The 25,917-nt window shown below is 67.7% G+C and carries 25 protein-coding genes and 2 tRNA genes; 12 read left to right on the plus strand and 15 right to left on the minus strand.

Annotated elements, in window-relative coordinates; translation table 11 throughout:
• Window positions 1-18 precede the first annotated feature (18 nt).
• Window positions 19-993 (plus strand): magnesium and cobalt transport protein CorA, encoded by a 975-nt coding sequence (locus OLX23_RS00995; protein WP_264442297.1) that lies wholly within the window; start codon window positions 19-21, stop codon window positions 991-993.
• Between the two features lie 189 nt (window positions 994-1,182).
• Here OLX23_RS00995 and rimO read toward each other — a convergent pair whose 3' ends face one another.
• The gene (rimO, locus tag OLX23_RS01000) at window positions 1,183-2,559 is read right to left on the minus strand and encodes a 30S ribosomal protein S12 methylthiotransferase RimO (RefSeq protein WP_264442299.1); all 1,377 of its coding nucleotides are present in this window, start codon (window positions 2,557-2,559) and stop codon (window positions 1,183-1,185) included.
• Between the two features lie 59 nt (window positions 2,560-2,618).
• Between rimO and OLX23_RS01005 the strand changes: the two genes are divergently transcribed.
• Complete coding sequence (locus OLX23_RS01005) at window positions 2,619-3,017, plus strand: DUF1761 domain-containing protein (protein WP_264442301.1); 399 nt, start codon at window positions 2,619-2,621, stop codon at window positions 3,015-3,017.
• Here the strand turns inward: OLX23_RS01005 and OLX23_RS01010 are convergent.
• From OLX23_RS01010 to OLX23_RS01030, 5 genes are all read right to left on the minus strand, one after another.
• Window positions 3,010-4,056, minus strand: coding sequence for a potassium channel family protein (locus tag OLX23_RS01010; RefSeq protein ID WP_264442302.1), 1,047 nt, complete (start codon window positions 4,054-4,056; stop codon window positions 3,010-3,012). The two genes, OLX23_RS01005 and OLX23_RS01010, sit on opposite strands and share 8 nt — an antisense overlap.
• A complete protein-coding gene (locus tag OLX23_RS01015) occupies window positions 4,053-4,889 on the minus strand; it encodes a peptidoglycan DD-metalloendopeptidase family protein (protein WP_264442304.1) in 837 nt (278 codons plus the stop codon). Before OLX23_RS01015 ends, OLX23_RS01010 begins: the two co-directional genes overlap by 4 nt.
• Entirely contained in the window at window positions 4,886-5,647 is a 762-nt protein-coding gene (gene surE, locus OLX23_RS01020; protein WP_264442305.1) for a 5'/3'-nucleotidase SurE, read from the minus strand. The genes OLX23_RS01015 and surE overlap by 4 nt, the downstream gene beginning before the upstream one ends.
• A gap of 220 nt (window positions 5,648-5,867) precedes the next feature.
• Window positions 5,868-7,148 (minus strand): serine--tRNA ligase, encoded by a 1,281-nt coding sequence (gene serS / locus OLX23_RS01025; RefSeq protein ID WP_264442307.1) that lies wholly within the window; start codon window positions 7,146-7,148, stop codon window positions 5,868-5,870.
• A 56-nt stretch (window positions 7,149-7,204) separates the two neighbouring features.
• Window positions 7,205-7,279 (minus strand) — tRNA-Val (locus OLX23_RS01030).
• 76 nt (window positions 7,280-7,355) lie between these two features.
• On the opposite strand from OLX23_RS01030, the gene OLX23_RS01035 reads away from it, so the two are divergent.
• A complete protein-coding gene (locus OLX23_RS01035) occupies window positions 7,356-7,667 on the plus strand; it encodes a DUF3297 family protein (RefSeq protein ID WP_264442309.1) in 312 nt (103 codons plus the stop codon).
• Between the two features lie 210 nt (window positions 7,668-7,877).
• On the opposite strand, the gene OLX23_RS01040 is transcribed toward OLX23_RS01035, so the two are convergent.
• A complete protein-coding gene (locus OLX23_RS01040) occupies window positions 7,878-8,618 on the minus strand; it encodes a CHAP domain-containing protein (protein ID WP_264442311.1) in 741 nt (246 codons plus the stop codon).
• 127 nt (window positions 8,619-8,745) lie between these two features.
• On the opposite strand from OLX23_RS01040, the gene der reads away from it, so the two are divergent.
• Window positions 8,746-10,119, plus strand: a complete 1,374-nt coding sequence (gene der / locus OLX23_RS01045) for a ribosome biogenesis GTPase Der (RefSeq protein ID WP_264442312.1) — start codon at window positions 8,746-8,748, stop codon at window positions 10,117-10,119.
• A gap of 145 nt (window positions 10,120-10,264) precedes the next feature.
• On the opposite strand, the gene bfr is transcribed toward der, so the two are convergent.
• The 3 genes from bfr to OLX23_RS01065 all read right to left on the minus strand — a co-directional run bounded on the left by bfr (window position 10,265) and on the right by OLX23_RS01065 (window position 13,591).
• Window positions 10,265-10,744 (minus strand): bacterioferritin, encoded by a 480-nt coding sequence (bfr, locus tag OLX23_RS01050; protein WP_264442313.1) that lies wholly within the window; start codon window positions 10,742-10,744, stop codon window positions 10,265-10,267.
• Between the two features lie 370 nt (window positions 10,745-11,114).
• Entirely contained in the window at window positions 11,115-12,362 is a 1,248-nt protein-coding gene (locus tag OLX23_RS01060) for a DUF418 domain-containing protein (protein ID WP_264442316.1), read from the minus strand.
• Window positions 12,362-13,591, minus strand: a complete 1,230-nt coding sequence (locus OLX23_RS01065) for an SPOR domain-containing protein (protein WP_264442317.1) — start codon at window positions 13,589-13,591, stop codon at window positions 12,362-12,364. Before OLX23_RS01065 ends, OLX23_RS01060 begins: the two co-directional genes overlap by 1 nt.
• A 254-nt stretch (window positions 13,592-13,845) precedes the next feature.
• Between OLX23_RS01065 and OLX23_RS01070 the strand changes: the two genes are divergently transcribed.
• Genes OLX23_RS01070 through OLX23_RS01080 form a run of 3 tightly spaced genes read left to right on the plus strand, consistent with a single transcriptional unit; the run spans window position 13,846 to window position 16,557 of the window.
• Window positions 13,846-14,574 (plus strand): ParA family protein, encoded by a 729-nt coding sequence (locus OLX23_RS01070; RefSeq protein ID WP_264442318.1) that lies wholly within the window; start codon window positions 13,846-13,848, stop codon window positions 14,572-14,574.
• Between the two features lie 17 nt (window positions 14,575-14,591).
• Entirely contained in the window at window positions 14,592-15,203 is a 612-nt protein-coding gene (locus OLX23_RS01075) for a hypothetical protein (protein WP_264442320.1), read from the plus strand.
• 28 nt (window positions 15,204-15,231) lie between these two features.
• Window positions 15,232-16,557 (plus strand): SPOR domain-containing protein, encoded by a 1,326-nt coding sequence (locus tag OLX23_RS01080; RefSeq protein ID WP_264442323.1) that lies wholly within the window; start codon window positions 15,232-15,234, stop codon window positions 16,555-16,557.
• 72 nt (window positions 16,558-16,629) lie between these two features.
• Here OLX23_RS01080 and OLX23_RS01085 read toward each other — a convergent pair whose 3' ends face one another.
• Window positions 16,630-17,880 carry a dihydroorotase gene (locus tag OLX23_RS01085; RefSeq protein ID WP_264442324.1) on the minus strand — a complete coding sequence of 417 codons (1,251 nt, stop codon included), beginning with the start codon at window positions 17,878-17,880 and terminating at the stop codon, window positions 16,630-16,632.
• Window positions 17,877-18,884 carry an aspartate carbamoyltransferase catalytic subunit gene (locus OLX23_RS01090; protein WP_264442325.1) on the minus strand — a complete coding sequence of 336 codons (1,008 nt, stop codon included), beginning with the start codon at window positions 18,882-18,884 and terminating at the stop codon, window positions 17,877-17,879. Before OLX23_RS01090 ends, OLX23_RS01085 begins: the two co-directional genes overlap by 4 nt.
• Window positions 18,885-18,989: 105 nt before the next feature.
• Here OLX23_RS01090 and OLX23_RS01095 point away from each other — a divergent pair, with 105 nt between their 5' ends.
• Genes OLX23_RS01095 through sppA form a run of 3 tightly spaced genes read left to right on the plus strand, consistent with a single transcriptional unit; the run spans window position 18,990 to window position 21,507 of the window.
• A complete protein-coding gene (locus OLX23_RS01095; RefSeq protein WP_264442327.1) occupies window positions 18,990-19,238 on the plus strand; it encodes a type II toxin-antitoxin system RelE family toxin in 249 nt (82 codons plus the stop codon).
• 7 nt (window positions 19,239-19,245) lie between these two features.
• Window positions 19,246-19,587, plus strand: coding sequence for a helix-turn-helix transcriptional regulator (locus OLX23_RS01100; protein ID WP_264442328.1), 342 nt, complete (start codon window positions 19,246-19,248; stop codon window positions 19,585-19,587).
• A gap of 36 nt (window positions 19,588-19,623) precedes the next feature.
• Complete coding sequence (gene sppA / locus OLX23_RS01105; RefSeq protein ID WP_264442329.1) at window positions 19,624-21,507, plus strand: signal peptide peptidase SppA; 1,884 nt, start codon at window positions 19,624-19,626, stop codon at window positions 21,505-21,507.
• 126 nt (window positions 21,508-21,633) lie between these two features.
• Here sppA and OLX23_RS01110 read toward each other — a convergent pair whose 3' ends face one another.
• Together OLX23_RS01110 and OLX23_RS01115 are read right to left on the minus strand one after the other, a co-directional pair.
• Complete coding sequence (locus tag OLX23_RS01110) at window positions 21,634-22,515, minus strand: TauD/TfdA dioxygenase family protein (RefSeq protein ID WP_264442331.1); 882 nt, start codon at window positions 22,513-22,515, stop codon at window positions 21,634-21,636.
• Window positions 22,516-22,598: 83 nt separating this feature from the next.
• Window positions 22,599-22,778: a hypothetical protein gene (locus OLX23_RS01115; RefSeq protein ID WP_264442333.1), complete on the minus strand. Its 180-nt coding sequence runs from the start codon at window positions 22,776-22,778 to the stop codon at window positions 22,599-22,601.
• Window positions 22,779-22,895: 117 nt separating this feature from the next.
• Between OLX23_RS01115 and OLX23_RS01120 the strand changes: the two genes are divergently transcribed.
• Window positions 22,896-22,980: transfer RNA gene (locus OLX23_RS01120), tRNA-Leu, on the plus strand.
• Between the two features lie 55 nt (window positions 22,981-23,035).
• Entirely contained in the window at window positions 23,036-24,622 is a 1,587-nt protein-coding gene (gene tig / locus OLX23_RS01125) for a trigger factor (protein WP_264442335.1), read from the plus strand.
• Between the two features lie 248 nt (window positions 24,623-24,870).
• On the opposite strand, the gene OLX23_RS01130 is transcribed toward tig, so the two are convergent.
• Window positions 24,871-25,866: a DUF4424 domain-containing protein gene (locus OLX23_RS01130; RefSeq protein WP_264442337.1), complete on the minus strand. Its 996-nt coding sequence runs from the start codon at window positions 25,864-25,866 to the stop codon at window positions 24,871-24,873.
• Between the last annotated feature and the right edge of the window lie 51 nt (window positions 25,867-25,917).

The raw sequence follows: 25,917 nt of genomic DNA on the forward strand, positions 1-25,917 counted from the left end.
GTTTGCCACAAGCCCTCTATGCCAGTCGTCGCCGCGCGCCGCTATACTTCGGGACTATGCTCGCAGACCGAGCTCGCGATCGATGGAACCCCGCGCGAGCCGTTGCCCGAGGGCTGCTTCGACTGGGTCGGCCTGGCCGAGCCGACCGCCGAGGAGATGGAACTCCTGCGCGTCCAGTTCGGGCTGCATCCGCTGGCGGTCGAGGACACGCTCAACCCCAACCAGCTGCCCAAGGCCGAGGTCTACGGCAAGCAGCTGTTCCTCGTCGCGCGCACCGCGGCGATCGAGGGGGGCGAGAAGATCGACTACGGCCAGACCGCGATCTTCCTCGGCCGCGACTTCATCGTCAGCGTGCGGCTGGGATCGACGCGCGCGCATGTGGCGCTGCGCACCAAGCTCGAGACCGATCAGGAGCATCTGGCCGAAGGCGCCGACTATGTCGCCCACGCGATCCTCGACTTCATCGTCGACGGCTACGAGCCGATCATGGAGAAGCTCGATCTCGCCGTGCAGGCGATGGAAGAACGCACGATCGATGCCTTTCCCGATCCTTCGACGATCCGCCGCATCTTTCGCCTGCGTCGCCAGCTGCGTCGGTTCGAGCGGATCATCGGTCCGATGGATACGATGTGCGAGCGGCTGGTGCGCCACGACCTGCCCATGATCGACAACGAGGCGCGCGTCTGGTTCCGCGACGTGCAGGATCACGTCAAGCGCGCGCTGGCGCGCGCCGCCAGCCTCAAGGACACCCTGGCCAGCCTCGTCGAGACCGCCAGCCTGCTTGAGCAGCATCGCCAGGGCGAAATGACGCGGCAGCTCGCGGCCTGGGCGGCGATTCTCGCAGTACCCACGGCAATCGCGGGAATCTACGGCATGAACTTCGACGTCATGCCCGAACTGCGCTGGCGCTACGGCTATTTCGCGGTGCTGGGCGCGATCGCGCTGACCTGCGGCGGGCTGTGGTACCGCTTCCGCCGGATCGGCTGGCTCTGATCCTTGCTCCCCGCGCAAGCGCGCAAAAAAATGGGCCGGTCCGAAGACCAGCCCTTTGATAGTTAAATTGGGAGAGGATGCCTGAAAGGCCCGCCCCATATGGGGGAATCGGATACATGCCGCAAATGCGAAAACCGCCTAGTTTGTTGCGCATTTTGCAACTCTAATCGCCAAGGCGATCGGTACGGTTCAGCTTTCCGCAATGACTCCGAACAGGTCGTGCGCGTCGGCGTCCTCGACCAGGACTTCGACCACGTCGCCGGCCTTGAGCGTGGCCGAGACGTCGCGCAGATAGACGTGGCCGTCGATCTCGGGCGCGTCGGCCTGGCTGCGGCCCGTGGCGCCGATGTCGCCTTCATCGTCGGGTTCGCCGACCTCGTCGATGATCACCGGCAGCACGCGGCCGACCTTGGCGCCGAGCTTGGCAGCGCTGATCGCTTCGGTCTTTTCCATGATCCGGGCGTAACGCTCTTCCTTGACCGCTTCGGGCACGGCGCCTGGCAGGTCATTCGCCGTGGCACCTTCGACGGGTTCGAAGCGGAAGGCGCCGACACGGTCGAGCTGGGCCTCGTCGAGCCAGTCGAGCAGATACTGGAAATCGGCCTCGGTCTCGCCGGGGAAGCCGACGACGAAGGACGAACGGATCGCGATGTCGGGGCAGATCTCGCGCCAAGAGCGCAGCCGGTCGAGCACCTTGGCCTCGTTGGCCGGGCGCTTCATCGCCTTCAGCACGTTGGGGCTGGCATGCTGAAACGGAATGTCGAGATAGGGCGTCAGCAGTCCCTCGGCCATCAGCGGGATCACCGCGTCGACGTGCGGGTAGGGGTAGACGTAGTGCAGCCGCACCCACGGTGCCTGGCCTTCGGGCGTGCGCAGCTGACCGAGCTCGCGGGCGAGATCGGTCATGTGGCTGCGGACCTCGTGGCCCTTCCACGGATAGGCCTGGTGGCGGATGTCGACGCCATAGGCCGAGGTGTCCTGGCTGATGACCAGCAGTTCCCTGGTGCCCGAAGCGACGAGCTTCTCGGCTTCGCGCAGCACCGCGTCGACGCGGCGGCTGGCCAGCTTGCCGCGCAGCTGCGGGATGATGCAGAAGGCGCAAGCGTGGTTGCAGCCCTCTGAAATCTTGAGATAGCTGTAATGCCGCGGGGTCAGTTTGACGTCGGTGTCACGCTGCGGGATCAGGTCGACGAAGGGGCCCTGGCTCGGCGGGGCGGCCTCGTGCACCGCACCGACCACGTCCTCGTACTGATGCGCGCCGGTGACGGCGAGCACGTCGGGGAATCTTGCGCGGATGGCCTCGGCCTCGTTGCCCATGCAGCCGGTGACGATGACGCGGCCGTTCTCGGCGATCGCCTCGCCGATCGCGGCCAGGCTCTCCTCCTTGGCGGAGTCGAGGAAGCCGCAGGTGTTGACCAGGACGACGTCGGCGCCGGCATAGTCGGGGCTCATTGCGTAGCCGTCGGCGCGCAGGCGCGTGAGGATGCGTTCGCTGTCGACCAGCGCTTTCGGACAGCCGAGGCTGACCATGCCGACCTTGGGCTGGGTAGGGAGTTCGATTGCCATTATGCGGCGGCCCCTACACGAGGTCGGTTAACTTCGCTACCGTGCTGCATCGATAGCAGATGGGAGTGGATATGGGGCCGGTCAACTGGGTGGCGGTGATCCTCGCGGCGAATCTCGCGGTAGCCCTCGGCATCGTCTGGCACGGGCCCTTGTTCCGCACCGGGCGACCGCTGCTCGAGGGCGGGCCGGCCAAGGGCTATGGCACCGTCGTCGTGGTCATGCTGATCGGTGCGGCCATGCTCGGCCACAACTGTGCGCGGATCGGCGCCGAGACGCTGGCGGCCAAACCCTGGCTCTGGCTCATGCAGTCGGGTGGCCTGGCGATCGCCTTCGTCATGCCTGCTGTCTGGCTGACCCAGGCGCGGCACGGCATGACGCCGGGGCAGCGCCTGATCGACTGCCTTTATTGGCTGGCCGCATACCTGCTGATGGGCGCGACCTTCTGGGCGCTCAGCTGACGCCGACGGCATCGCTCGCGCTGGTGGGGATGATCTCGACGATCACGTCGCCGGGCTCGATCCGTTTGGCGCCGTCTTCCCAGAAGCCGATAGCCTTGCCGCCGCGATAGATGCGCAGCGCCCGGCCGTGGCCGCAGGCGTCGAGCGGCTTGCCGACTTCATCCGCGGTGGCCAGGCGCTCGACCAGCTGGACCTTGCCCGAAACCGAGGCGAGATCGGCCATGTAGTCGGCGATGTGCGTGCCCTGGGCCGATCCGGCGAGCAGCAGGCCGGTGAAGCGCACGGGGTTGATGACGTTGTCGGCGCCGGCCTGGCGCGCGAGCAGTTCGTTGTCCTCGGCGCGGACCACGGCGCTGATCGGCACCTTGGGCGCGAGGTGGCGCACGGTCAGGACGATCAGGATCGAGGTGTCGTCGCGCCCGGCCGAGACCAGCACCGAGCGCGCCGCGGCAATGCGCACGGCCATCAGGGTCTCGTCGCGCGTGCAGTCGCCTTCCATGACGTTGCAGCCCAGCGCCTCGGCTTCGGCCAGCCGCTCGGGCGACTTGTCGAGCACGACGATGCAATGCGGATCGGTGCCGCGCTCGATCAGTTCGTGCACGGCCTGCGAGCCGCTGATACCGTAGCCCAGCACGACGATATGGTCGGTCAGCGCCTTCTGGATGCGAGCCATCCGCCATTTCTCCCAGCTACGCTTGATGATGAAGTTGTAGGCCGTGCCGACGAAGATGAAGAGCACGAGCACGCGGATCGGCGTGACGATCACCGCCTCGATCAGCCGCGACTTGTCCGAGACCGGCGCGATGTCGCCGAAGCCCGTCGTCGTGATCGAGATCATCGTGAAATAGACGACGTCGAGGAACGAGACGTGATCGTCGTAATTGTCCTTGAGCCCCGTGCGGTCCAGCCAGTGAATCAGGACGACGAAGAACACGAGCACCAGCGCGGCGAGCAGTCTGCCGCCCACGTCGGCCCAGACCGGGACCTTGATCGCCCGCTTCAGCGGCTGGAAGCGGACGAGCGGCGCCTTACGCCTCATTTGGCCTCCGGCAGCTCCTCCGTCGGATCGACCGGACGGTTGTTGCGGCGCAGTTCGAAGTGGAGTTCGGGTCCCTTGGCCTGACCGGTCCGGCCCGACAGGCCGATGCGCTCGCCGCCTCGGACTTCCTCGTTCTCGCTGACCGTGATCCGGCTGAGGAAGGCATAGGACGAGGTCCAGCCGTTGCCGTGGTCGATCACCACCAGGTTGCCGAACTGGCGCGGCTCGGCCCCGGCGAACAGGACCTTGCCCGGCGCCGTGGCGCGCACCGCGGTGCCCACGGGCGTGCGGATGTCGATGCCGTCGTGATAGTCGCTCTCGGTGCGCGCGGTGAAGCCGCGGCGCAGAGTGCCCTGAAGCGGCCAGGCGAAGCGCGCGGTGGTCGTCGCGGCGGTCGCGGTGGCGGCAGCGGCTGCCGCCGTCGCGGCGGCGCTGGCCGGGGGCACGGTGGTGTCGGGCGCGGCGATCAGGGTCGGGATCAGCAGGACCTGGCCGGGCTTGAGCGCCGCGTCCTCGTTCAGCCCGTTGGCGACGGCGATGTCCTTCCACGGCACGGCATAGCGATAGGCGACCGAGAAGCCGCTGTCGCCGCGCGCGACCGTGTGGCGGCGTGTGCGCGGGATCTTGAGCTTCTGGCCCGTGCGCAGGTTGTAGGGCGCCTTGAGGCCGTTCGCCTCGATGATCAACACCCGCGGCACCTTGGCGCGGTTGGCGACGCCCATCAGTGTTTCGCCGGCGGTGACGACGTGTTCGGTTTCCTGGTCGGCGGGCACCGGTTCGCCGGCCGCCACCAGCATCGCGGCCGCCGCGGCGAGCAGCGCGGCGCGCCTCATGCGTAGCGGCCCGCGAGCGAGGCCAGCGAAGCCTCGTGGGTGAAATCGAGCTGGAGCGGCGTCACCGAGATATAGCCGTCGGCGATCGCCTCGAGATCGGTCTCGTGGCCGGGCGTGTGCTCGATGCCGTGGAGGCCGAACCAGAAATAGGGGAAGCCGCGCGGGTCGAGCCCTTCGACCACCGAGCCGCGGGCGTAGTCGTGGAAGCCCTGGCGGACGACCTTGATGCCCTTGACCTTTTCGGGATCCAGCGGCGGGAAGTTGACGTTGACCAGGGTGCGCGGCGCGAAAGGCGCGTCGACCAGCGGACGCAGCACCTGCTCGCCCCAGTGCTCGGCCGCGTCGAACGGCGCGGCGGCGCCGATGTCCTCGCGGCTGTAGACCTGGCTCAAGGCGATCGCGCGGACGCCGGCCAGGGCGCCTTCGAGCGCGGCCGAGACCGTGCCCGAATAGGTCACGTCGTCGCCCAGGTTGGCGCCGCGGTTGACCCCCGAGAGGATCAGGTCGGGCTTTTCGGGCATGATCTTCTTGAGCGCCATCGTTACCGCGTCGGTCGGCGTGCCCGTGACCGAGAAGCGCCGCGCGTCGTGCTGCTTGAGGCGGACCGGGCGGGTCAGGGTCAGCGAGTGGCCGGCGCCCGACTGCTCTTCGTCCGGCGCGCAGATCCAGATGTCGTCCGACAGCCGCGAGGCGATGCGTTCGAGAACTTGCAGGCCGGGGGCGTGGATGCCGTCGTCGTTGGTAAGCAGGATGCGCATGTCCGATCCCTACCCGTCTACCCGGAGCTTGTCGAAGGGATGCTTCGTACTTTCCACCGTGGCTTGGCGGAATTTCCTTACCCGTCGCCCCCTTATCCGCCGCCCCTGCGAAGGCAGGGGCCTATCCGCCCTCGCGGAAGAACGCGACGATCGCGATCGCAAGACAGGTCTGTTGGGCCCCTGCCTTTGCAAGGGCGACGGTATGTTGAGGCGATGGGGCTTACGCGGCGGCGGGTAGCAGCCGCGTGATCCCACCCATGTAGGGCTGCAGCGCCGTCGGCACGTCGACCGAGCCATCGGCCTGCTGGTAGTTCTCGAGCACGGCCACCAGGGTACGGCCGACCGCGAGGCCCGAGCCGTTGAGCGTGTGGACGAACTCGGTGCCCTTCGCGCCTTCGGGGCGATAGCGCGCGTTCATCCGGCGGCCCTGGAAGTCGCCGCAGTTCGACACCGACGAGATCTCGCGGAAGGCGTCCTGCCCGGGCAGCCAGACCTCAAGGTCGAAGGTCTTGCGCGCGGTGAAGCCCATGTCGCCGGCGCAGAGCAGCATCTTGCGATAGGGCAGCTCGAGCGCCTGGAGGATCGACTCGGCCGCCGCGGTCATCTTCTCGTGCTCGGCTTCCGAATCCTCGGGCCGGCAGATCGTGACGAGCTCGACCTTGTCGAACTGGTGCTGGCGGATGTAGCCGCGCGTGTCCTTGCCCGCCGAGCCCGCTTCCGAGCGGAAGCAGGGGGTCAGCGCGGTCATGCGCAAGGGCAGGGCGCTTTCGGCCAGGATCTGCTCGCGCACGGCATTGGTCAGGCTGACCTCGGCCGTGGGGATCAGCCAGCGGCCGTCGGTGGTCTTGAACAGGTCCTCGGAGAACTTGGGCAGCTGGCCCGTGCCGAACACGGCCTCGTCCTTGACCAGCAGTGGCGGCGCGCATTCGGTGAAGCCGTTCTCGCCCTGGCGGTCGAGCATGAACTGGCCGAGCGCGCGGGCGAGGCGGGCCATCTGGCCGCGCAGGAAGGTGAAGCGCGCGCCGGCGATCGCCGCGCCGGTCTCGAAATCGAGGCCGAGCGCCGGGCCGAGGTCGGCGTGTTCCTTGGGGGTAAAGTCGAAGCTGCGCGCGGTGCCCCAGCGCGAGACTTCGACGTTGCCCGCCTCGTCCTCGCCATCGGGGACTTCTGCGACCGGAATGTTGGGCAGCTTGGCCAGTTCGTCGCGCTGGCGCGCGTCGAGGTCGCGCTCTTCGGCTTCGAGCGTGGGCAGCACCTGCTTGAGTTCGGCGACTTCGGCCATCAGCGCAGCGGCTTCGTTCTCGCGCTTCTGCGCCTTGGCCGCACCGATCGCCTTCGATGCTTCGTTGCGGCGATTCTGCGCCTCCTGCATCTTCGTCGCGACCGCGCGCCGCTGCGAATCAAGCGCGAGCAGCGCCTGGGCCGAGGGCTCGACCCCGCGGCGGGCGAGACCCGCATCGAAGCTTTCCGGATTTTCGCGAATGAGGCGGATGTCGTGCATGGCGGGGCCTATGCCCGCTTGAGCGCCTGCTTTCAACTGCCGGGGAACCGAAGGAATGGTGGGCGCGACAGGGATTGAACCTGTGACCCCACCCGTGTGAAGGGTGTGCTCTACCGCTGAGCTACGCGCCCATTCCGTTCGGGAAGCGGGCCTCTACGTGAGGCGACACGAATTGACAAGAGCCGTAAGCGGGATAGAGGCGCGAACATGAGCGAAGAACAGACTGCAGACCAGACCCCGGCCGCGACCGGCGGTCCCGACGTCCCGCCCGATCACCTCGCGATCAACCCGCGCAGCCCGTTTTTCGATGCGGACAAGCTGCAGCGCGGCGTCGGCATCCGCTTCAAGGGCGTCGTGCGCAACAACGTCGAGGAATATTGCATTTCCGAAGGCTGGGTGCGCGTTCAGGCCGGCAAGACGATGGACCGCAAGGGCCAGCCGCTGACCTTGAAGCTCTCGGGCCCGGTCGAGGCCTGGTACGAAGATCTCGGCGAGAACCCGCCGGTGGCCAAGGCCTGATACTGCCCGCGTGACCCCACCCGTGTGAAGGGTGGGCTCAGGGTTTCAGCTTCCCGACAACATCGTCATCCCCGCGAAGGCGGGGATCCATCTCCCGACCTGTCCGAAGACATGGCCGTCCGGTTTACCGAAGCCGCAGGAGATGGATCCCCGCCTTCGCGGGGATGACGCGTAGTTGTGCGTTGGGAGCTTAGCGCTCTCGCCCGATGCCTAGCGCCGCTTGCGCGCGATGATCTGGCCAATCGGGTCGTTGCTCAGCGGCGCGCGCGGCGGCGCGGCTTCGACCCGGGCTTCGGCCTTGGCGGCCGGCGCGCGCGACTTGGCCGCGAACTGCTTGACCAGCGCGCTCTTCTCTTCGGCGGTCCGCGCGACCTTGATCAGTTGCGGCTTGGTGATCTTTTCCCCACCGAACTTATCGGCCCCGGGCTTCTTGTTGTAGATGAAGCCCGTCACCGGCCAGGCGGTGCCGCCCAGCGCCTTGATCGGCGCGAACCAGACGCGGACCTGGCTCCAGTCGTTGTTCGGCGACACGTCGACCGCGCGCACGTTGCGCTCGATCTGGCCGCGGCGGCCGTTGATCGGCGACCAGTTGGCATGACTGATCAGCAGGGTGCGCGAATCGACGATCTTGCTGACCGCGGCGACATGGCCGAGGTGCGAGTTGCCGAAAGGCCGGAAGGCCATGACCGCGCCGACCTTGGGCTCGCGGCCGCGGGCATAGCGGCCCTCGGCCTGGCTCCACCAGGTATGGGCGTCACCGTAGATGTTCACGCCGGTGACCTGGCGCGCATAGGGCACGCATTGCAGGTAGGGCGGCAGCGCGATCGCGCCCACGCTCCGGCCGCTCCCGCCGCCGGATTCGCCGTTGAAATCGATCGTGGACCGGGCGCCCACGGGCCCAGCCACCGCCGTCAGCGCCAGAAGCGCGCCTGCATAATGTCTTCCCGCCATGGGGCAATCATGGAGCGCCGATGGTAAGCGCTCGCTTTCAAGCCGTGGTAAACGGGCCGGCAAGTATTTGTGCGAATCCGCGTTTCGCTTGCTAATTCGGCCGCCAGACGCCACTTGGCGGGCTATAATGCTTCCCCAAGTCATCATCATCGGCCGACCCAACGTCGGCAAGTCGACGCTGTTCAATCGGCTGGTCGGCAAGAAGCTCGCCCTGGTCGACGACCAGCCGGGCGTCACACGCGATCGCCGTTTCGGCGAGGCGCACCTGTTGGGGCTCGACTTCACGATCGTCGACACCGCCGGCTGGGAGGACGACGATCCCGCCAGCCTGCCCGGCCGCATGCGCGCGCAGACCGAGGCCGCGCTCCAGGGCGCGAGCGTCGCGCTGTTCGTCATCGATGCCCGCGCGGGGCTGACCCCGCTCGACGAGGAGATCGCCCGCTGGCTGCGCCAGTCGACCGTGCCGGTCATCCCCGTGGCCAACAAGGCCGAGGGCAAGGCCGGCGATGGCGGCCTGTTCGAGATGTTCTCGCTGGGCTTCGGCGATCCCGTGGCGCTCTCGGCCGAGCATGGCCAGGGCATGGCCGACCTGTTCGAGGCGCTGCTGCCGCATCTCGACGAGGGGCAGCGCGAACGCGACGCGGCCGAGCCCGAGGAGGAGGTCGACGAACTGTCGGGGCCGCTCAAGCTCGCGATCGTCGGGCGCCCGAACGCGGGCAAGTCGACCCTGATCAACCAGTTCCTCAAGGAAGACCGGCTGCTGACCGGGCCCGAGGCGGGCATCACCCGCGACTCGATCGCGATCGACTGGCTCTGGACCGATCCCAAGACCGATGAGGAGCGTCAGGTCCGCCTGATCGACACGGCGGGCATGCGCAAGAAGGCGCGCGTGACCGACAAGCTCGAGAAGCTGTCGGTCGCCGACGCGCGCCATGCGATCGACTTCGCCGAAGTCGTCGTGCTGCTGCTCGACGCGACGCTCGGGCTCGAGCACCAGGATCTCAAGATCGCCTCGATGGTGCTCGAAGAAGGCCGCGCGCTGATCATCGCGATCAACAAGTGGGACGTGGCCGATAACCCCTCGGGCCTGTTCAACGGCATCCGCGAGGCGCTCGGCGACGGGCTCTCGCAGGTCAAGGGCGTGCCGCTGCTGTCGGTCTCGGCGCGGACGGGCAAGGGGCTCGACGAGTTGATCCGCGCCGCCTTCGAGGTCCGCGAGACCTGGAGCCGGCGCGTGCCCACCGCGGCGCTCAACCGCTGGTTCGACGATGCCCTGGCGGCCAATCCGCCGCCGGCGCCGGGCGGAAAGCGCATCAAGCTGCGCTACATCACCCAGGCGCGGAACCGGCCGCCGAGCTTCGTCATGTTCGGCACGCGGCTCGAACTGCTGCCGGCGAGCTACGAACGCTATCTGGTCAACTCGATCCGCCGCGAGCTGGGCTTCGAGGCCGTGCCGATCCGCCTGACCCTGCGCAGCCCGAAGAATCCCTTCGCGAAATAGCCGAGGGCGTAGGCGGCGCTACGGCGCGCGTTCCGCGCAAACCGCACAAGCAAAAAGGGCCCGCACCGGAGTGCGGGCCCTTTTCTGTAATCGTCGAGCGGCGGGCCTGCCTGCGCGAGGGGACGGGGGCAGACCCGTGCGATCCTTACGAACCGGCCGCTTCGCTCTGCAGCTGGATGTAGTTCTGGATGCCCATCTGCTTGATCATGTCGAACTGCTTCTCGAGGAAGTCGATATGCTCTTCCTCGCTGTCGAGGATGTCCTCGAACAGTTCGCGGCTGTTGTAGTCGCGCACCGTCTCGCAGTGGGCGATCGCTTCCTTGAGCAGCGGCACGGCCTCGTACTCGACCTCGAGATCCGCCTTGAGGATCTCTTCGACCGACTCGCCGATGCGCAGCTTGCCGAGCGCCTGGAAGTTGGGCAGGCCTTCGAGGAAGAAGATGCGCTCCGCCAGCTTGTCGGCGTGCTTCATCTCGTCGATCGACTCGTGGCGTTCGTAGTCGGCGAGCTTCTTCACGCCCCAGTTGTCCAGCATGCGATAGTGCAGCCAGTACTGGTTGATCGCAGTCAGCTCGTTGAACAGGACCTTGTTCAGGTATTCGATGACTTTCTGGTCACCCTTCATAATACGCCTCCTGATGTTGGGGCGCATATGGGCCTGTAGAGAGGGGCAAACAACCCCAAAACCGGCAGTAATCAGCCAAAAACTATAAGTAATTCAAGCTGATAATGATTCTCGTTTTAAGCGCAGCCGGCGACACCGAGGAGCGAGCGTTCGTCCATCAGGATGTCCGAGGCTTCGTCGAGGCACTGGCGACACTGCGGGGTGCGTCCCATCGAGCAATAAACGGAATCTGCATCGCCCGAGCAACGGCGTGCAGCGGCTCGCAGGTCAGTTTCGCGAATTGCATTGCAGATGCAGACGTACATCAGCCTCTCCGAATCACTTTCACCCCTTATAGGGCTAATGAGAACGTCTCGCAATACTATTGCGATTAGTTCTCAGTGGCGGAAATCCGTCGTATCGGCAGAAATCTTCGCTCGGTCAGCGAGCGCCACAGCCATTCGAGCGGCCCCTGGCGGAACCGCGCGAGCCACGATTCGCTCCAGCCGAGCATCAGCGCCCAGCCGAGCAGGACGAAGGCGAACTGGCCGGCGTGGCCGACCGTGCCGATCAGCCCGAGTCCCCAGCCGTAGAAGATCGCGGTCATCATCACCGTCGAGGCGAGGTAGTTGGTGAAGGCCATGCGCCCCGCGGCCGCGAGCTTCCGGCCGAGCCAGGTGCCCGTCAGCCACGGCGTCGCCAGGACCAGCAGCGCCGCATAGGCCAGCGCCATCGCCAGATGCGGTACCGCGGTCCAGTAGAGGATCGCCGAGGTCATCGCGCGCGGCGGGAAGTGGCGTTGCCACAGCCAGTCGAGCATCGACAGGGTCATGGTGAGGCCCAGCGCCAGGCCGAGCCCAGCCACGGCCCAGAGCCACTTGCGCGGCCAGGTGCCCGAGAAGAACCCGCTGCGCAGCAGGACCGTGCCGATCAGCATCAGCGGGATCGTCTCGCCGAGGCTCGGCCAGGCGGTCTCGAGCGACCAGAACGGGCGATCGTGCAGCTTGGCCAGGATCTGATCGCCGAAGCCCAGCGCATATTCGGCGAGCTCGCGTGCCGTCCGCGCGTGGAAATCGGTGAGATAGGCGGCATGGGCCTTGGCCTGCGTGGCGCTGGCCAGGCCGAGCCGTGCCTGTTCCTCGGCATAGACAGCGGGAATGTCCTCGAGCGTGCCCGCCAGGTGCCAGCCGAGGAACGCGATCAGCGCGCCGATGACCAGCGGCACGCGCGGGATCTCGCGCAGGAACATCACGGCTATGGCCGAGAGCGCATAGAGGAACAGGATGTCGCCCCACCAGAACAGGAAGAAGTGGGCGAGGCCGAACAGCAGCAGCCAGCCGAGCCGGCGCATCTGCAGGATCTCTCCGTCGCGGTCCTTGGCCTCGGCGCGATCGATGAAGAGCACGAGACTGGCCCCGAACAGCAGGGTGAACAGCGCGCGCATCTTGCCTTCGAAGACCACGAACATGCCGGCGAAGGCGGCCTCGTCGAGCGGAGTGGCGATGACCGGGACCTGCGGCGTCAGCGCCGCGGTCGAAGGGCCGGCGAAAGCCGCGATGTTGACCGCGAGGATACCGAGGACGGCGACGCCGCGGATCAGGTCGAGCGAGGAAATCCGGTCGTCAGGGTATTCCGGCATCAGTTCCTGACGGGAAGGCAGGTGAAGCCCGCGGCCGAGAGGCGCGAACAGGCTGTCTGCGCTTCGGCCTGGCTGGCGAAGCCGCCGGCCTGGAGCTTGGCGATCTTACCCGCGGGCACGAGCAGCTTGGTGCGCCCGGCGATCTCGGGACGCGCCTTCACGCGGTTCCACATGGCCTCGGCATTCGAAGGCACGCCGAAGGCGCCGAGCTGGACGCGCCAGGCGCCGGTGCTGGCGGCTGCCGGGGCCGGAGTGGCCGCGGGGCGGGCGGCCACGGGTGGCTTCGGCTGCGGTTGCGCTGCCGCGACGCGCGCGGGAGCCGGTGCCGGGGTGGGGGCAGGAGCGGCCGCAGCGGGCGCTGCCGTTGCGACTGCGGGCGTCTGCGGTCGGGCGAAGTCGGCGCCGGCGGTGCGCGGGCTGTCGCTGCCGGCGATGCGTTCGGCGATCGCCACGGCGGCATCGGGCGAAACGGGGGCGGGGCGTACGGCCGCGGTCGCTGCCGCAGCCGTGCTTGCCACGCGTCCGGGCAGGGCCGCGGCACTCGCGACGCGGGCCGGCACGGCGGCGGTCGCTGCCGCCGTCGCCGCCGCGGGCAGGCTGACGCCGAGATCGGCCGAGGCGATCTGCCGTTCGCGCGTCGCCTGGGCGGCGCTCGCGAGCTGCGAGGCCAGGTTCACGCTCTGCTGGCGCTGGTCGAGCGGGATGTACTTGTCCATCTGCGACAGCGCCGGCGCGGCCTGGGCGAGGCCCGCCTGCTGCGCCAGGCTGACCAGCGCATAGGCGCGCACCCAGTCCTTGGCGACATTGTCGCCGTTGAAGTGGGCGATGCCGAGCAGGTACTGCGAGCGCGGGTCGCCGCGATCCGATGCCGCCTTGATGTAGGGCATGGCGCGCGCCTGTTCGCCGCGCTGGAACAGCAGCAGGCCGTAATTGTCGGCGGCCTGGATATGACCCTTGGCCGCGGCCTTGCCGAACAGGTCTTCGGCCTTGGCGAGATCGACGGGAACGCCGCGGCCGAGCTTGTAGGCCTGGCCCAAGTTGAACATGGCGTCGCTGTCGCCGCGATCGGCGGGCGTCTTCCACTCGGCGATGGCCTTGGCATAGTCGCCGCGCGACCAGGCATCGACCCCGGCCTTGACGTCGGCCAAGGCCGGCGTGAGCGCCGGTGCGGCTGCCAAAAGCGCGGCACCCGCCAGCCACGAAATCCGAAGCTTTGCCTTGATCGTCATGTCGCCCACCTAAGCCAAATTCAAAACACGGTTGCGATCCGTCCGGCCCTGCCGCGGGCTCGCCGCCAGCATGCGCCAATTCGCCCCGTCCACCGTGCCTAACTGGCATAGTAAACCGTGGCTTAGCAAAAGCTTTATGCGACGAGAGGTGTCCCGCAAACCCGCCCGAGAGGCCAGACTTAACCTAAAATTAGGAACGATCTGCGATTTCCCCCGACAGTTGAAAGTGCATTTCTTGCATCGGGGGACCAGCATTGCGCGTACTGGCATTGGCATCGCAGAAGGGCGGGTCGGGAAAGACCACCTTGTCCGGGCATTTGGCCGTGCAGGCTCAGCGCGCCGGCGCAGGGCCAGTCGTTCTGATCGATATCGACCCGCAGGGTTCGCTCGCCGACTGGTGGAACGAGCGCGAGGCGGAACTGCCGGCCTTTGCGCAGACCACGGTCGCGCGGCTGGCCAATGATCTCCAGGTCCTGCGTCAGCAGGGCTTCAAGCTGGCCGTAATCGACACGCCGCCGGCGATCACCATGGCGATCCAGAGCGTGATCTCGGTCGCCGAGCTGATCGTCGTGCCGACGCGTCCGAGCCCGCACGACCTGCGCGCCGTCGGCGCCACGGTCGATCTCTGCGAGCGCGCGGGCAAGCCGCTGATCTTCGTGGTCAACGCCGCGACGGCGAAGGCGCGCATCACCGCGGAAGCCGCGGTCGCGCTGTCGCAGCACGGCACCGTCGCCCCGGTGACCTTGCACCACCGCACCGATTTCGCCGCATCGATGATCGACGGCCGCACGGTGATGGAATGCGATCCCAACAGCCGCTCGGCCAACGAGGTCGTCGCGCTGTGGAACTACATCGCCGATCGCCTCGAGAAGAATTTCCGCCGCACCGTGTTCGCCTCGCCTGCGGCCGTGGCGGTTCCCGGTCACCCCGGTGCTCATCGTCCGGTCGGCGGCGGCTTCGGACGCCGCGTCGCCGGCTCGTAGGAAGGGGCACAGGGGGCATGACAAACAGACCCGTTGCCTCGCTTTCGCCGACACTGCTCGCGCGGAAGGGAGCCGCACGCCCGGCCATGCGGCCGCAACTGCAGCCACTGCGCGCCTTTCAGGACAGCGCCGCGCGCCAGCTCGACGATCTCGGCTGGAACGACATGGGCGATGCTGAAGCCGGTACGGTTGCGACGCCGGTGATCGAGCCGTCGTCCATCGAGACCTTGGCGCCGGTCGAGGAAGTCCAGACCGCCGAAATCGTGGCGCTGACGCCCGAGATCGAGATCGCTCCGACGCCCGTGCCCGCGCCCGAAGTGGTGCAGCAGCTCGCCAAGATCGCCGCGCGCGTGACCGGGAAGGGCAAGGCTATCAAGCCCGCCAAGACTGCGGCTGCCAAGGCTGAACCCGTCAAGGTCGATCTGAGCGCGCGTCGTTCGGCGCTGTCCGACGGTCGCCGCGCAGCCTTCACCTTGCGCCTGGATAGCGAGCGTCACCTCAAGCTTCGCCTCGCCTGCGTCACGAGCAACCGCAGCGCGCAGCAACTCGTCACCGAAGCGCTCGATCGCCTGATCGCCGACCTGCCCGACGTGGCGGAGCTGGCGGCCAAGGTCCGCAAGTCTCGCTGAACCGATCTATTCTAAAGGGAATCAGTCCATGTCGCGCATGAGCCTCAAGACCGGCGTCAGTGCCAAGGCCATCCGATTCGCCATCTCCGGCGCCGTCGCCATGGGGCTCCTCGCCGGTTGCGCCGGGTCGGCATCGAAGCATCTGGCGCGCGCCGGCGAACAGGCCGTCCGCACCACGGGCAAGCAGTCGCGCGCCGTCGGCAATGCCGAGCAGGCCGTCGCCAAGACGCCGAACGATGCTGCCGCACGCTTCGCGCTGGGCCAGACCTATCTCGACGCCGGCCGCTTCCAGTCGGCGGTCACGAGCTTCTCCGACGCGATCGAGCTCGGCGATACCAGCGGCCGTACCCAGCTGAGCCTCGCGCTCGCGCAGATCGGTGCCGGCAATGCGCCGGCCGCCGTCGCCGTGCTCGACGAAGCGCGCGATTCGATCGGTGCGACCGACCGCGGTCTCGCGCTGGCGCTGGCCGGCGAGACCGGCCGCGGCGTCGCCGTACTGATGGATGCGCTGCGTTCGGGCGAGAACAATCCCAAGCTGCGCCAGAACCTGGCCTTCGCCTATGCCCTCGACGGGCAGTGGCGCGAGGCGCGCGTCACCATGGCGCAGGACGTTCCGGCCGATCAGATCGACGATCGCATCGGCGAGTGGGCGATGATGGCCCAGCCCGAGGCCGGTCAGCGCCGCGTCGCCAGCCTGCTCGGTGCGCCGGCCGGCGTTGCCGATGCCGGTCAGCCGGTCGCGCTGGCGCTGAACCCGGCCGCGCAGGCCGAGCGTTTCGCCGCCGCGGAAACGCCCAAGACCTTCACCCCGGCCGCGCAGGAACTGCCCCCGGTCGACGCCGCTCCGGCGCCGATCGCCCCGGCTTTCGCCGCCGCGCCCTCGACCGCTTTCGCCGCACCGGCTCCGGCTCCGGCCGCGCCGGTCATTGCCCCGGCGAGCTTCGCCGCGGCCTTCCCGGCGGCCAAGCCCGCGGCGCGTACCACGGCCAAGCCAGCCCGCGTGGCGCGTGTCGCGCCCGTCGCGGCGGCGCAGCCGGTCGTTACGGGCACGGGTAGCCACATGGTCCAGATCGGTGCGTTCTCGAGCGAGGCCAATGCCAAGCGTGCCGTGCGCCACTACACCGCGCGCAATGCCGAACTGCGCAACCTGCGCATCACGATCACGCCCGCCGTGGTCAACGGCAAGAACTTCTGGCGTGTCGCGGCTGCCGATCTCGATCGCGGCTCGGCCACGCGCCTGTGCTCGGGCCTGAAGAACCGCGGCGGCGCCTGCTTCGCCTATGCGGCGACCAGCGCAACCGCCCGGCCGGCCTTCGCGTTCGCCGGCGGCGCGGCCAAGGCGCGCCACCGCTAAGGCCTTATCGCCAAGACTTTCGCTGCGGCGATTGCCCCGGAAAACCCCTCCCCATAGCGGGAGGGGTTTTTGCTATGCGCCCAGGCTGTGGCTGCCCACGGGCATGCCGCCCTTGAACAGCGCCAGGACGCGGCCCTGGACCGGCTGACGGTCGAACGGGGTATTGCCCGCGGCGGCGGCCATCTTGTTCGAATCGACGATCCACGGCCGCTCAGGATCGATCACCGCCACGTCCGCTTCCGCGCCGGCCCGCAGCGCGCCGGCATCGACGCCGAGCAGTGCGGCGGGATTGGTCGCGAGCAGGCGGAAGGCGCGGCCGAGGTCGATCACCTCGTCGCGCACGAGGCTCAGGGTCAGCGGCAGCAGGGTTTCGGCGCCGGCCATGCCGGGCTCGGCGTCGGCGAAGGGCAGGCGCTTGTCCTCGGGGCCGCGCGGATCGTGGCCCGAGGTGACGACGTCGATCGTCCCATCGGCCAGCGCCGCGCGCACCGCCTGGCGATCGGCCTCGGAGCGCAGCGGCGGCGAGAGCCGGGCGAAAGTGCGGAAATCGGCGACGGCGATGTCCGAAAGCATGAAGTGCGCGGGGCTGACCCCGGCGGTGACGGCAACGCCGCGCGTCTTGGCCGCACGCACCAGTGCGAGGCCGGCGGCGGTGGTGACTTGGCGCAGATGCAGCCGCGCGCCGCTCATCTCGGCCAGCGCCACGTCGCGCGCGATCGCCAGGGCTTCGGCTTCGGCGGGGGCCGAGGGCAGGCCCAGCCGCGTCGCCATCTCGCCGGCGGTGGCGACGGCATTGCCGACCAGCGCCTGGTCCTCGGCATGGCTGACGACGACGAGGTCGAGCATCGCGCAATAGCGCAGGAGCCGCAGCATCGTGCCCGAATCGGCGATCCAGCGGCGGCCCGTGGCGACGGCCTTGGCGCCGGCATCGCGCATCATCGCGATCTCGGCGAGTTCGCCACCCTCGAGTCCGCGCGTCGCGGCGCCGAGCGGGTGGACCCAGAGGTCGGGCTTGCCCGAGCGCGAGGCGTAGCGGACCGTCGAGGGACGATCGAGCGGTGGCCCCTGGTCGGGCATCAGCGCCGCGCGGGTGATCCCGCCGAAATGGAAGGCCGGCTTGTCGATCGCGAAGACGCCCAGATCGACGAGCCCCGGCGCGACGACCGCGCCCTTGGCGTCGATCACGCGCGCACCGTCGGTATCTACACTATCGCCGACGGCCGCGATGCGACCGTTTTCGATGCGTACTGCACCCTTGGCCGGCGTGCCCTCGGGCAGGACCAGCAGGCCGTTGGCGATGACGAGGGTAGGGGCGACGCTCATGCCCAGCCCTCCACGCCGCGCGCCTTTCGCGTCAGCACCTCGAGGCAGGCCATGCGCATGGCCACGCCCATCTCGACCTGGCGGGTGATCATCGAGCGTCCCGCCAGATCTGCCACGTTGCTGTCGATCTCGACGCCGCGGTTCATCGGTCCGGGGTGCATGACCAGCGCATCGGGCTTGGCCAGGGCCAGCCGGTGGAGCGTCAGCCCGTAGAGATGGCGGTATTCGCGCGGGGAGGGGATGAACTGGCCCTCCATGCGCTCCTGCTGGAGCCGCAGCATCATGACCACGTCGGCGCCGGCCAGCGCCTTGTCGAAATCGTGATAGGGCGTGACCTTCATCTGCTCGATCCCCGCGGGCATCAGCGCCGGCGGCGCGCAGACGCGGACCTCGGCGCCCAGCGTGGTCAGGCAGTGGATGTTCGACCGCGCGACGCGGCTGTGCAGGATGTCGCCGCAGATCGTCACGATCAGGCCGTTGAACTCGCCCTTCCGTTTGTCGAACAGGGCTTGGCGGATCGTCAGCGCGTCGAGCAGGCCTTGGGTCGGGTGCTCGTGCTGGCCGTCGCCAGCGTTGAGCACGGGGCAATCGACCTTGTCGGCGATCAGCCGCACCGCGCCCGACGAGCCGTGGCGGATGACGATGGCGTCGGCGCGCATGGCGTTGAGCGTCATCGCCGTGTCGATCAAGGTCTCGCCCTTTTTCACGCTCGATTGCGCGACCGCCATGTTGACCACGTCGGCGCCGAGCCGCTTGCCGGCGATCTCGAAGCTCAACAAGGTGCGCGTCGAGTTCTCGAAGAAGGCGTTGATGATCGTCAGCCCGGCGAGCCGATCGGCACGCTTCTGCGGCTGGCGGTTGAGCTCGACCCACTGTTCGGCCTCGTCGAGGAGGAACAGCAATTCGTGCGGGGCGAGGCCGGCGAGGCCGAGCAGCCCGCGGTGCGGAAACGCGAGCGATCCTGCCGGATAGCGTCCCGTTTGGGAGAGTTCTGCCGATGTCATTGAAGACAGTGCCCTACGCGGGTGGGGGCGAGCGGTAAAGACCGTTATCCCCGACGCGGAATGTAGCCATTGACTACATTCCGCGTCGAAGCTATCCTGGGGACAGTGAAGCAGATCCAATACACGCGATCGGCCCTAAAGGCGCTTCGCCGTATGCCCGCGAACACAGCGGAACTGATCGTGTCGAAAATCGAGCAATATGCCGTTGAACCGGGCGCGTTGGCCAACAATGTCGTGGCGCTCAAAGGGCGCGATGGCGTCTGCTTGCGAGTGGGCGATTGGCGCGTGATCATGGACGACGGTGTCGTGCTTGCCGTGCTCGAGATCGGCCCGCGCGGCGGAGTTTACGAGTGAGGCGATCATGAACGAAATGGTGACGATCACGAAGGCCGAGTATCAGCGCCTGCGCGAAGCCGCGGAAGAGCTCGACGATCTGCGCAGTTACGATCGTGCCAAGGCTGCGCTTGCGGCCGGCGACGACGAACTCGTTCCCGCCGAGGCCGTCAACCGCATCATCGGTGGCGAGAGCCCGCTGCGGGTGTTTCGCGATCTTCGCGCACTGACCCAGCAGCAACTGGCGGATGCCTCGGGCGTCAATCGCGTGCAGATCGCCGACATCGAGGCTGGCCGAAAGACCGGATCGGTCGAAACGGTGAAGAAACTGGCCGCAACATTGGGCGTGACGCTGGACGATCTCGTCTAAGCCCCTACCTCTCTGTCGAAAATGCAAGGAACCCGCATGGCATTCGCGCGCAAGGTCTGGAAGTTGCTGGTGGCGATCAAGGACGGGCTCGCGCTGCTGTTCCTGATCCTGTTCTTCCTCGCGATCTATGCGGCGCTGACCAGCCGGCCCAACATCGGCCAGGTCCAGAACGGCGCGCTGTTGCTCAAGCTCGACGGGGCGATCGTCGAGGAACCTTCGATCAGCGATCCGATCGAACAACTCGTGTCGCGCCGGGCCCCCACGGGCGAGTATCGGGCGCGTGACGTGGTCCGCGCGCTGCGGCTTGCGGCCAAGGACGACAGGATCAAGGCCGTGGTCTTCGACCTTTCGCGCTTCACCGGCGCGGGTTTCGTCCATCTCCACGACATCGGCCAAGCGATGGACGAGGTCCGCGCGGCCAAGAAGCCGATCCTCACCTATGCGACGCTCTATGCCGACGACGGCATGCTGATCGCCGCGCATTCGAGCGAGGTCTGGGTCAATCCGCTGGGCGGTGCGCTGGTCCTGGGGCCGGGCGGCAACCAGTTGTTCTACGGCGGCCTGCTCGAACGGCTGAAGATTACTGCCCATGTCTTCCGTGTCGGCACCTACAAGTCCGCGGTCGAGCCCTACATCCGCAACGACATGTCGCCCGAATCGCGCGATGCCGCGCAGGCGCTCTATGGCGCGCTGTGGGAGAACTGGAAGGCCGATGTGGCCAAGGCGCGGCCCAAGGCGAATCTCGCGCTGGTCGGCAGCGATCCGGTCGGCTGGGTGCGCGCCTCGGGCGGCGACGTCGCCAAGGCCGCGCTGGCGGCGGGGCTGGTCGACAAGCTCGGCAACGAGGTCGAGTTCGGCCAACGCGTCGCGCAGGTCGTCGGCCAGAACAAGCTCGATCCGGGCCCCGGCCACTTCGCGCATACGACGCTCAAGACCTGGCTCGCGGCCAACAAGCCCCAGCGACCGGGCAAGGCGATCGGCGTCGTGACCATCGCGGGCGAGATCGTCGACGGCGATGCGGGGCCGGGTACGGCGGGCGGCGAGCGTATCGCCAAGCTGCTCGACGAAGCGCAGCAGAAGGACTTTGCCGCGCTGGTCGTGCGCGTCGATTCGCCCGGCGGGACGATCACCGGCGCCGAGCAGATCCGCGCGGCGATCGATCGCTACAAGGCGAAGAAGATCCCGATCGTCGTGTCGATGGCCAACCTCGCGGCGAGCGGCGGCTATTGGGTCTCGACCCCGGCGCAGCGCATCTTCGCCGAGCCGGGCACGATCACCGGGTCGATTGGCGTTTTTGCCGTCATTCCCAGCTTCGAACGCGCGCTGTCCGAATGGGGCGTGTCGGCCGACGGGGTAAAGACCACGCCGCTGTCGGGCCAGCCCGATCCGATCGGCGGGCTTTCGGCCGACGTCTCGGCAATGCTCCAGGCCAATGTCGAGAGCAATTACGGCCGCTTCATCGGCCTCGTCGGTGCGGCGCGGCGCAAGACGCCCGAGCAGGTCGACGCGATCGGGCAGGGCCGCGTCTGGGACGGCGGCACGGCGCGGCAGAACGGCCTGGTCGACGAATTCGGCGGGCTCGACGAAGCGCTGGCCTATGCCGCCAAGTCGGCCAAGCTGACCGAATGGCACGCGGTCTACCTGGGCGACACGCCCGATCAGTGGGCCTCGCTGCTGCAGCGGCTCGGCGGCCAGGACGACGATAGCGCCCCGCCGGCCGAGGCGCGCGATTTCGCCGCGGTGTTGGCACAGCGCCAGCTCGGGCTCGTCGGCCATGCCCTGGCCGGGGCCGAACGGCTCGTCGGCACGCGCGGCGTGCAGGCCTATTGCCTCGAGTGCCCGGCGCCCGGCGCGCGGCAGCCGGTCAAGGGCGACCTGACCTTGCTGGCGCGCGCGGCGCAAATGCTCGAGCTGAAGTAAGCTTCGGGAACGGACCGGGCTCTTAGCCCGGCTTCGTCATCCCAGCCATTCCCCCATCATCCGCGCCACTTTCCCCGCCTTCGCGGGGATGACGGATGGTTTCTGGAGGAGCGCCCAGCGCTCAACCTAGGCCGCGGCGGTTGCCGTCCGCGGCCGACCCAGCCGCAGGTCGCCCATGATCGAGGTGCGGTGCATGTTGCGGCCCGATTCCTCGTCATAGGGCACGACGCGGTGCATGACGCCGTGGTTGTTCCAGATCACGAAATCGCCCTCGCGCCAGTCGTGGCTGTAGGAGAATTCGGGCTGGGCAGCCCATTCGATCAGCCGCTCGATCAGCGAGCGGCCGGCGACGTAGGACATGCCGATCACCTCGTCGGCGTGGCTGCCGAGCACCAGCGACTGGCGACCGTCGGGTTGGGTCCAGACCAGCGGCACGACCATCTCGGGCGCCTGGCGGAAGCGCGCGAGGCGATCTTCGGGGATCTCGCGGAAGACGTGGCGCATTGCCGCCTCGAGGCGGTGGATCACCTTGAGCTCGGCGATCGCCGCCTGCTCGGCTTTCGGCAGTTGCGCCCAGGCGGCGAAGGTGTTGGCGAATTCGGTCTGGCCGCCCGTGGGCGAGAGCTTGCGCGCCGACAGCATCGTCGCCTTGGGCAGCGGCTGGTCGACCGTGACGCCGTCGGTGTGCCAGAACCAGGTGGCATAGACGAATTCGGGCGCGAGGGTCGCGCCCTTGCCCAGCGCGATCTTGTAGACGTCGGTTGCCTCGTCGCGCTTGGTCGAATCCTCGATCGCCGCGCTCGTATAGTTGAGCCGCTGGCCGAAGGCGTCGGTGAAGGCCAGTTGCTCGGCGTCGGTCAGGTGGAGTTCGGGGAAGACCAGCACGCCGCGCTGTTCCATCGCGTCGCGTATGGCCTGGACCACTTCGGGCTCGCAGAGCCGTGCCTTGTCGACGTGGACCAGGCTGCCGATGTGCTCTTTGACGGGCTCGAAGGTGATCGCGGTCATGGGTCTCGCCATTGCTGATTGTTCAGCTTCCATACGATTCCCTCGCACGGCAGCCTAGCGCCGCGGCATGACTGGAGCGGAAGCTACAGCGGTGGCGGCGTTTCGTCCGGGCCGCGGTCGGGATTGTCGACGTCGGGCTGGAGCGGCGGGGTCTCGTCGGGCGAATTCGGCTGGAATCCGGGCTCGGGCTCCTGCATTGGCGGGCTTTCGTCGGGTGACTGGGGCTCGATCGTGTCGGGGGTGAATTCCGGTTGCGTGGCCATAAACCTGCCTTTCTTTCCCAGAAAACCATTGCGAGACGTCCACAGTTCCCGCGGCGCTTGCCCTTTTGTCCCAGTGCTTATAAGGGCCGTCGCCTGATTTTTAGGCTTCGTCGATATGCGGGCGTGGCGGAACTGGTAGACGCGCTGGTTTTAGGTACCAGTATCGCAAGATGTGGGGGTTCGAGTCCCTTCGCCCGCACCAGTGCCTCGCCCCTGAACCAGCGATGCCGTTTTGAGAGTGGAAGGCTTCCAGAGCTATGCAGATTGTCGAGACCGCCAACGAGGGTTTGAAGCGGGCCTATACCGTCAAGATCCCTGCCAAGGACATTTCCGCGCGGATCGAGGGCGAGGTGAAGAAGATCGCCCCGCAGCTCCGCATGCCGGGTTTCCGCCCGGGCAAGGTTCCGGCGAACCTCGTCAAGAAGATGCACGGCCCGCAGCTTCACCAGGAAGCGCTGAACACGACCATCAAGGAGGCGATGGACAAGCTCGTCGCCGACAACAAGCTGCGTCCCGCGATGCAGCCCGACGTGTCGCTGGGCGACGGCTATGAGGAAGGCAAGGACGCCGAGCTGACCGTCAGCCTCGAAGTGCTGCCGCAGATCGAGACGCCGTCGGTCGACGGCCTCAAGCTCGAGAAGCTGGTCGTTCCCGTCAGCGACGCCGAAGTCGATGCCGAAGTCGCGCGTTTCGCCGGCCAGCAGAAGAGCTTCACCGACGCCAAGAAGGGCAAGAAGGCCGAGAGCGGCGACCAGGTCGTCGTCGACTTCCTCGGCAAGCTCGACGGCGTCGAATTCGACGGCGGCAAGGCCGAGAACCAGCCGATCGAGCTGGGCGCCGGTCGTCTGATCCCCGGCTTCGAAGAGCAGCTCGTCGGCCTCAAGGTCGGTGACGAGACGGTCATCAACGTGACCTTCCCGGCCGACTACGGCGCGAAGGAACTGGCCGGCAAGGACGCGACCTTCGACATCAAGGTCCACGCGGTGAAGATCGCCGGTGAGCAGGAGATCAACGACGATCTCGCCAAGAATCTGGGCCTCGAGAGCCTCGAGCAGCTCAAGGGTCTGCTCCGTGGCCAGCTCGAGCAGCAGACCGCCGGCCTGACCCGCACGGCGATGAAGCGCTCGCTGCTCGACCAGCTTGCTGCCGGTCACGACTTCGAGGTTCCGCCCTCGATGGTCGAAGCCGAATTCCAGCAGATCTGGGCGCAGCTGACCCACGAAGCCGGCCACGAGGAAGATCCCGAAGCCGCGCTGAAGGAAATCGAAGCCGAGAAGGACGACTACAAGGCGATCGCCGAGCGCCGTGTGCGCCTGGGCCTGCTGCTTTCGGAGATCGGCCAGACCAACGGCGTCGAGGTGAGCCAGCAGGAAATGCAGATGCTGCTCGCGCAGGCTGCGCAGCAGTATCGCCCCGAGGATCGCCAGCGCTTCTACGAATACGTCCAGCAGGATCCGCTCGCCGCGGCCCAGCTGCGCGCGCCGCTCTATGAGGACAAGGTCGTCGACTTCCTGTTCGACAAGGCCGAAGTCGCCGAGCGCGAAGTGACCAAGGAAGAGCTCCAGGCCGCGATCGAAGCGGAAGAGGGCGGCCACGTCCACGGCCCGGGCTGTGGTCACGACCACGGCGACGAGAAGCCCGCCGCCAAGAAGAAGGCTGCGCCGAAGAAGAAGGCCGAGGCCGCTGCTGAGGAGGCTCCGGCCGCCGAGGAAGCCAAGCCCGCCAAGAAGACGCCGGCCAAGAAGGCTGCTGCGCCCAAGGCCGAAGCGGCCGCCGAGGAAGCGCCTGCCAAGAAGGCTCCGGCCAAGAAGCCGGCTGCCAAGAAGGCTGCTGCCAAGGACTGATCGTCCGGCTTACGGAAACGAAACGGCCCGGTGCGTCATGCGCGCCGGGCCGTTTTGGTTTGGGCTTTTGGCTTGGGGCCAAAGCCGCTCCGCGTTCTCATCTCCCGTCATCCCCGCGAAGGCGGGGATCCATCACCGGTGCTTTCGTACGGCCCCGGTGGTCCTTTCGGGTGGGGACGGGAGATGGATCCCCGCCTTCGCGGGGATGACGGGAATCGGGTGGGGAGAGGCGGAGTGACTTCCGTCCCTCACATCTCAGGCGGCGGCCACTCGACGATCAGCACGTCGATGTCCTTCGCCGGTTCGAAGTTCGTCTTGCGGACCTCGAACTGGGTGGGCGAGATCTTTTTCACCCCGTCCATGCAGAAGCTGACCAGGCTGTCGGGGCGGCCCTTGTCGACGATCAGCCGGAACTGGCCGATCGGTCCGCGCCAGTTGGCGCCCGACTTGAGGATGTAGCTGAGCCAGCGCTCGAAATAGCCGGGGCGCTCGCCGGGTGGCTTAGTGCCGAGCCGGCGGTCGATCCCGGCGTAGAAGGCGCGATCGGTGCAATAGCGCTTGGTGTAGTCGGTCTGGGTGTCGCGGCGGTATTCGGGATCGAGCGCGCCGCCGACCGAACCGCCTGCCAGCGGGACGTAGCGATGCGTCACCTCGACGGTCTTGCCCGCGGGGAAGACCTGGCGGCGGGTGACGTGGGTGACGAGGTTCCAGGCAGGGACTACGACGTCTTCCTGGCGGCGCAGCAGGCCTTCGCGGATGTAGCCTTCGCGCTCGTTCGGGCTCAGCTTCTCGATGAAGGCCAGGTCGTCGTCGTAGTCGATCGGGCTCCACAGCCGCGGCCAGCCGAGCTGCGCGATCCGCGCGGTGACGTCGCGGCCGGCGACCTCGAGCTTTTCGACATAGTCGAGCTGGACGGGCTGGCCGTCGACCGTGGTGCGGAACTTCAGGTCCTCGCGATAGTCGGGCAGCGAGCGGTCGCCGAGATAGCCGTCGATGCCGCCGGGCAGGTGGGGGACGGGGAACGAAACCAAGGTCTCGATATCGCGGGCCGAGCGATTGGTGAAGCGGTAGCGGACGCGGACCTCCTCGGCCGAGAGGAACAGGTCTTCCTTGTCCATCGAGATCGCGTCGTTGCGGGTCAGCTCGAGCCCGCCGATGCCGATCGCGGCCGAGCTGTCGTTGGCCAGCACGGGCGCGGCGGGGAGGGCGAGCAGCGCGAGGGCGGCGCGGAGACGAATTCTCATTTCGTCATGCTAGCCGGATTCGTCGGCCCTCTCCAACCCAACCAACTCTGT

Origin of the sequence: Novosphingobium sp. JCM 18896 (assembly GCF_025938095.1) — a bacterium.
In the GTDB taxonomy this organism is placed as follows: Bacteria; Pseudomonadota; Alphaproteobacteria; order Sphingomonadales; family Sphingomonadaceae; genus Novosphingobium.

What these genes read in the sequence shown, in the direction of transcription:
- OLX23_RS01010 (WP_264442302.1), bottom strand. Translation starts at nt 4,056, where the DNA reads ATGAGGCGTAAGGCGCCGCTCGTCCGCTTCCAGCCGCTGAAGCGGGCG.
- surE (WP_264442305.1), bottom strand. Translation starts at nt 5,647, where the DNA reads ATGCGCATCCTGCTTACCAACGACGACGGCATCCACGCCCCCGGCCTG.
- OLX23_RS01015 (WP_264442304.1), bottom strand. Translation starts at nt 4,889, where the DNA reads ATGAGGCGCGCCGCGCTGCTCGCCGCGGCGGCCGCGATGCTGGTGGCG.
- OLX23_RS01040 (WP_264442311.1), bottom strand. Translation starts at nt 8,618, where the DNA reads ATGGCGGGAAGACATTATGCAGGCGCGCTTCTGGCGCTGACGGCGGTG.
- OLX23_RS01080 (WP_264442323.1), top strand. Translation starts at nt 15,232, where the DNA reads ATGTCGCGCATGAGCCTCAAGACCGGCGTCAGTGCCAAGGCCATCCGA.
- OLX23_RS01005 (WP_264442301.1), top strand. Translation starts at nt 2,619, where the DNA reads ATGGGAGTGGATATGGGGCCGGTCAACTGGGTGGCGGTGATCCTCGCG.
- tig (WP_264442335.1), top strand. Translation starts at nt 23,036, where the DNA reads ATGCAGATTGTCGAGACCGCCAACGAGGGTTTGAAGCGGGCCTATACC.
- OLX23_RS01130 (WP_264442337.1), bottom strand. Translation starts at nt 25,866, where the DNA reads ATGAGAATTCGTCTCCGCGCCGCCCTCGCGCTGCTCGCCCTCCCCGCC.
- bfr (WP_264442313.1), bottom strand. Translation starts at nt 10,744, where the DNA reads ATGAAGGGTGACCAGAAAGTCATCGAATACCTGAACAAGGTCCTGTTC.
- OLX23_RS00995 (WP_264442297.1), top strand. Translation starts at nt 19, where the DNA reads ATGCCAGTCGTCGCCGCGCGCCGCTATACTTCGGGACTATGCTCGCAG.
- OLX23_RS01110 (WP_264442331.1), bottom strand. Translation starts at nt 22,515, where the DNA reads ATGACCGCGATCACCTTCGAGCCCGTCAAAGAGCACATCGGCAGCCTG.
- OLX23_RS01100 (WP_264442328.1), top strand. Translation starts at nt 19,246, where the DNA reads ATGAACGAAATGGTGACGATCACGAAGGCCGAGTATCAGCGCCTGCGC.
- OLX23_RS01115 (WP_264442333.1), bottom strand. Translation starts at nt 22,778, where the DNA reads ATGGCCACGCAACCGGAATTCACCCCCGACACGATCGAGCCCCAGTCA.
- OLX23_RS01075 (WP_264442320.1), top strand. Translation starts at nt 14,592, where the DNA reads ATGACAAACAGACCCGTTGCCTCGCTTTCGCCGACACTGCTCGCGCGG.
- rimO (WP_264442299.1), bottom strand. Translation starts at nt 2,559, where the DNA reads ATGGCAATCGAACTCCCTACCCAGCCCAAGGTCGGCATGGTCAGCCTC.
- OLX23_RS01065 (WP_264442317.1), bottom strand. Translation starts at nt 13,591, where the DNA reads ATGACGATCAAGGCAAAGCTTCGGATTTCGTGGCTGGCGGGTGCCGCG.
- serS (WP_264442307.1), bottom strand. Translation starts at nt 7,148, where the DNA reads ATGCACGACATCCGCCTCATTCGCGAAAATCCGGAAAGCTTCGATGCG.
- OLX23_RS01090 (WP_264442325.1), bottom strand. Translation starts at nt 18,884, where the DNA reads ATGACATCGGCAGAACTCTCCCAAACGGGACGCTATCCGGCAGGATCG.
- OLX23_RS01035 (WP_264442309.1), top strand. Translation starts at nt 7,356, where the DNA reads ATGAGCGAAGAACAGACTGCAGACCAGACCCCGGCCGCGACCGGCGGT.
- OLX23_RS01060 (WP_264442316.1), bottom strand. Translation starts at nt 12,362, where the DNA reads ATGCCGGAATACCCTGACGACCGGATTTCCTCGCTCGACCTGATCCGC.
- der (WP_264442312.1), top strand. Translation starts at nt 8,746, where the DNA reads ATGCTTCCCCAAGTCATCATCATCGGCCGACCCAACGTCGGCAAGTCG.
- sppA (WP_264442329.1), top strand. Translation starts at nt 19,624, where the DNA reads ATGGCATTCGCGCGCAAGGTCTGGAAGTTGCTGGTGGCGATCAAGGAC.
- OLX23_RS01085 (WP_264442324.1), bottom strand. Translation starts at nt 17,880, where the DNA reads ATGAGCGTCGCCCCTACCCTCGTCATCGCCAACGGCCTGCTGGTCCTG.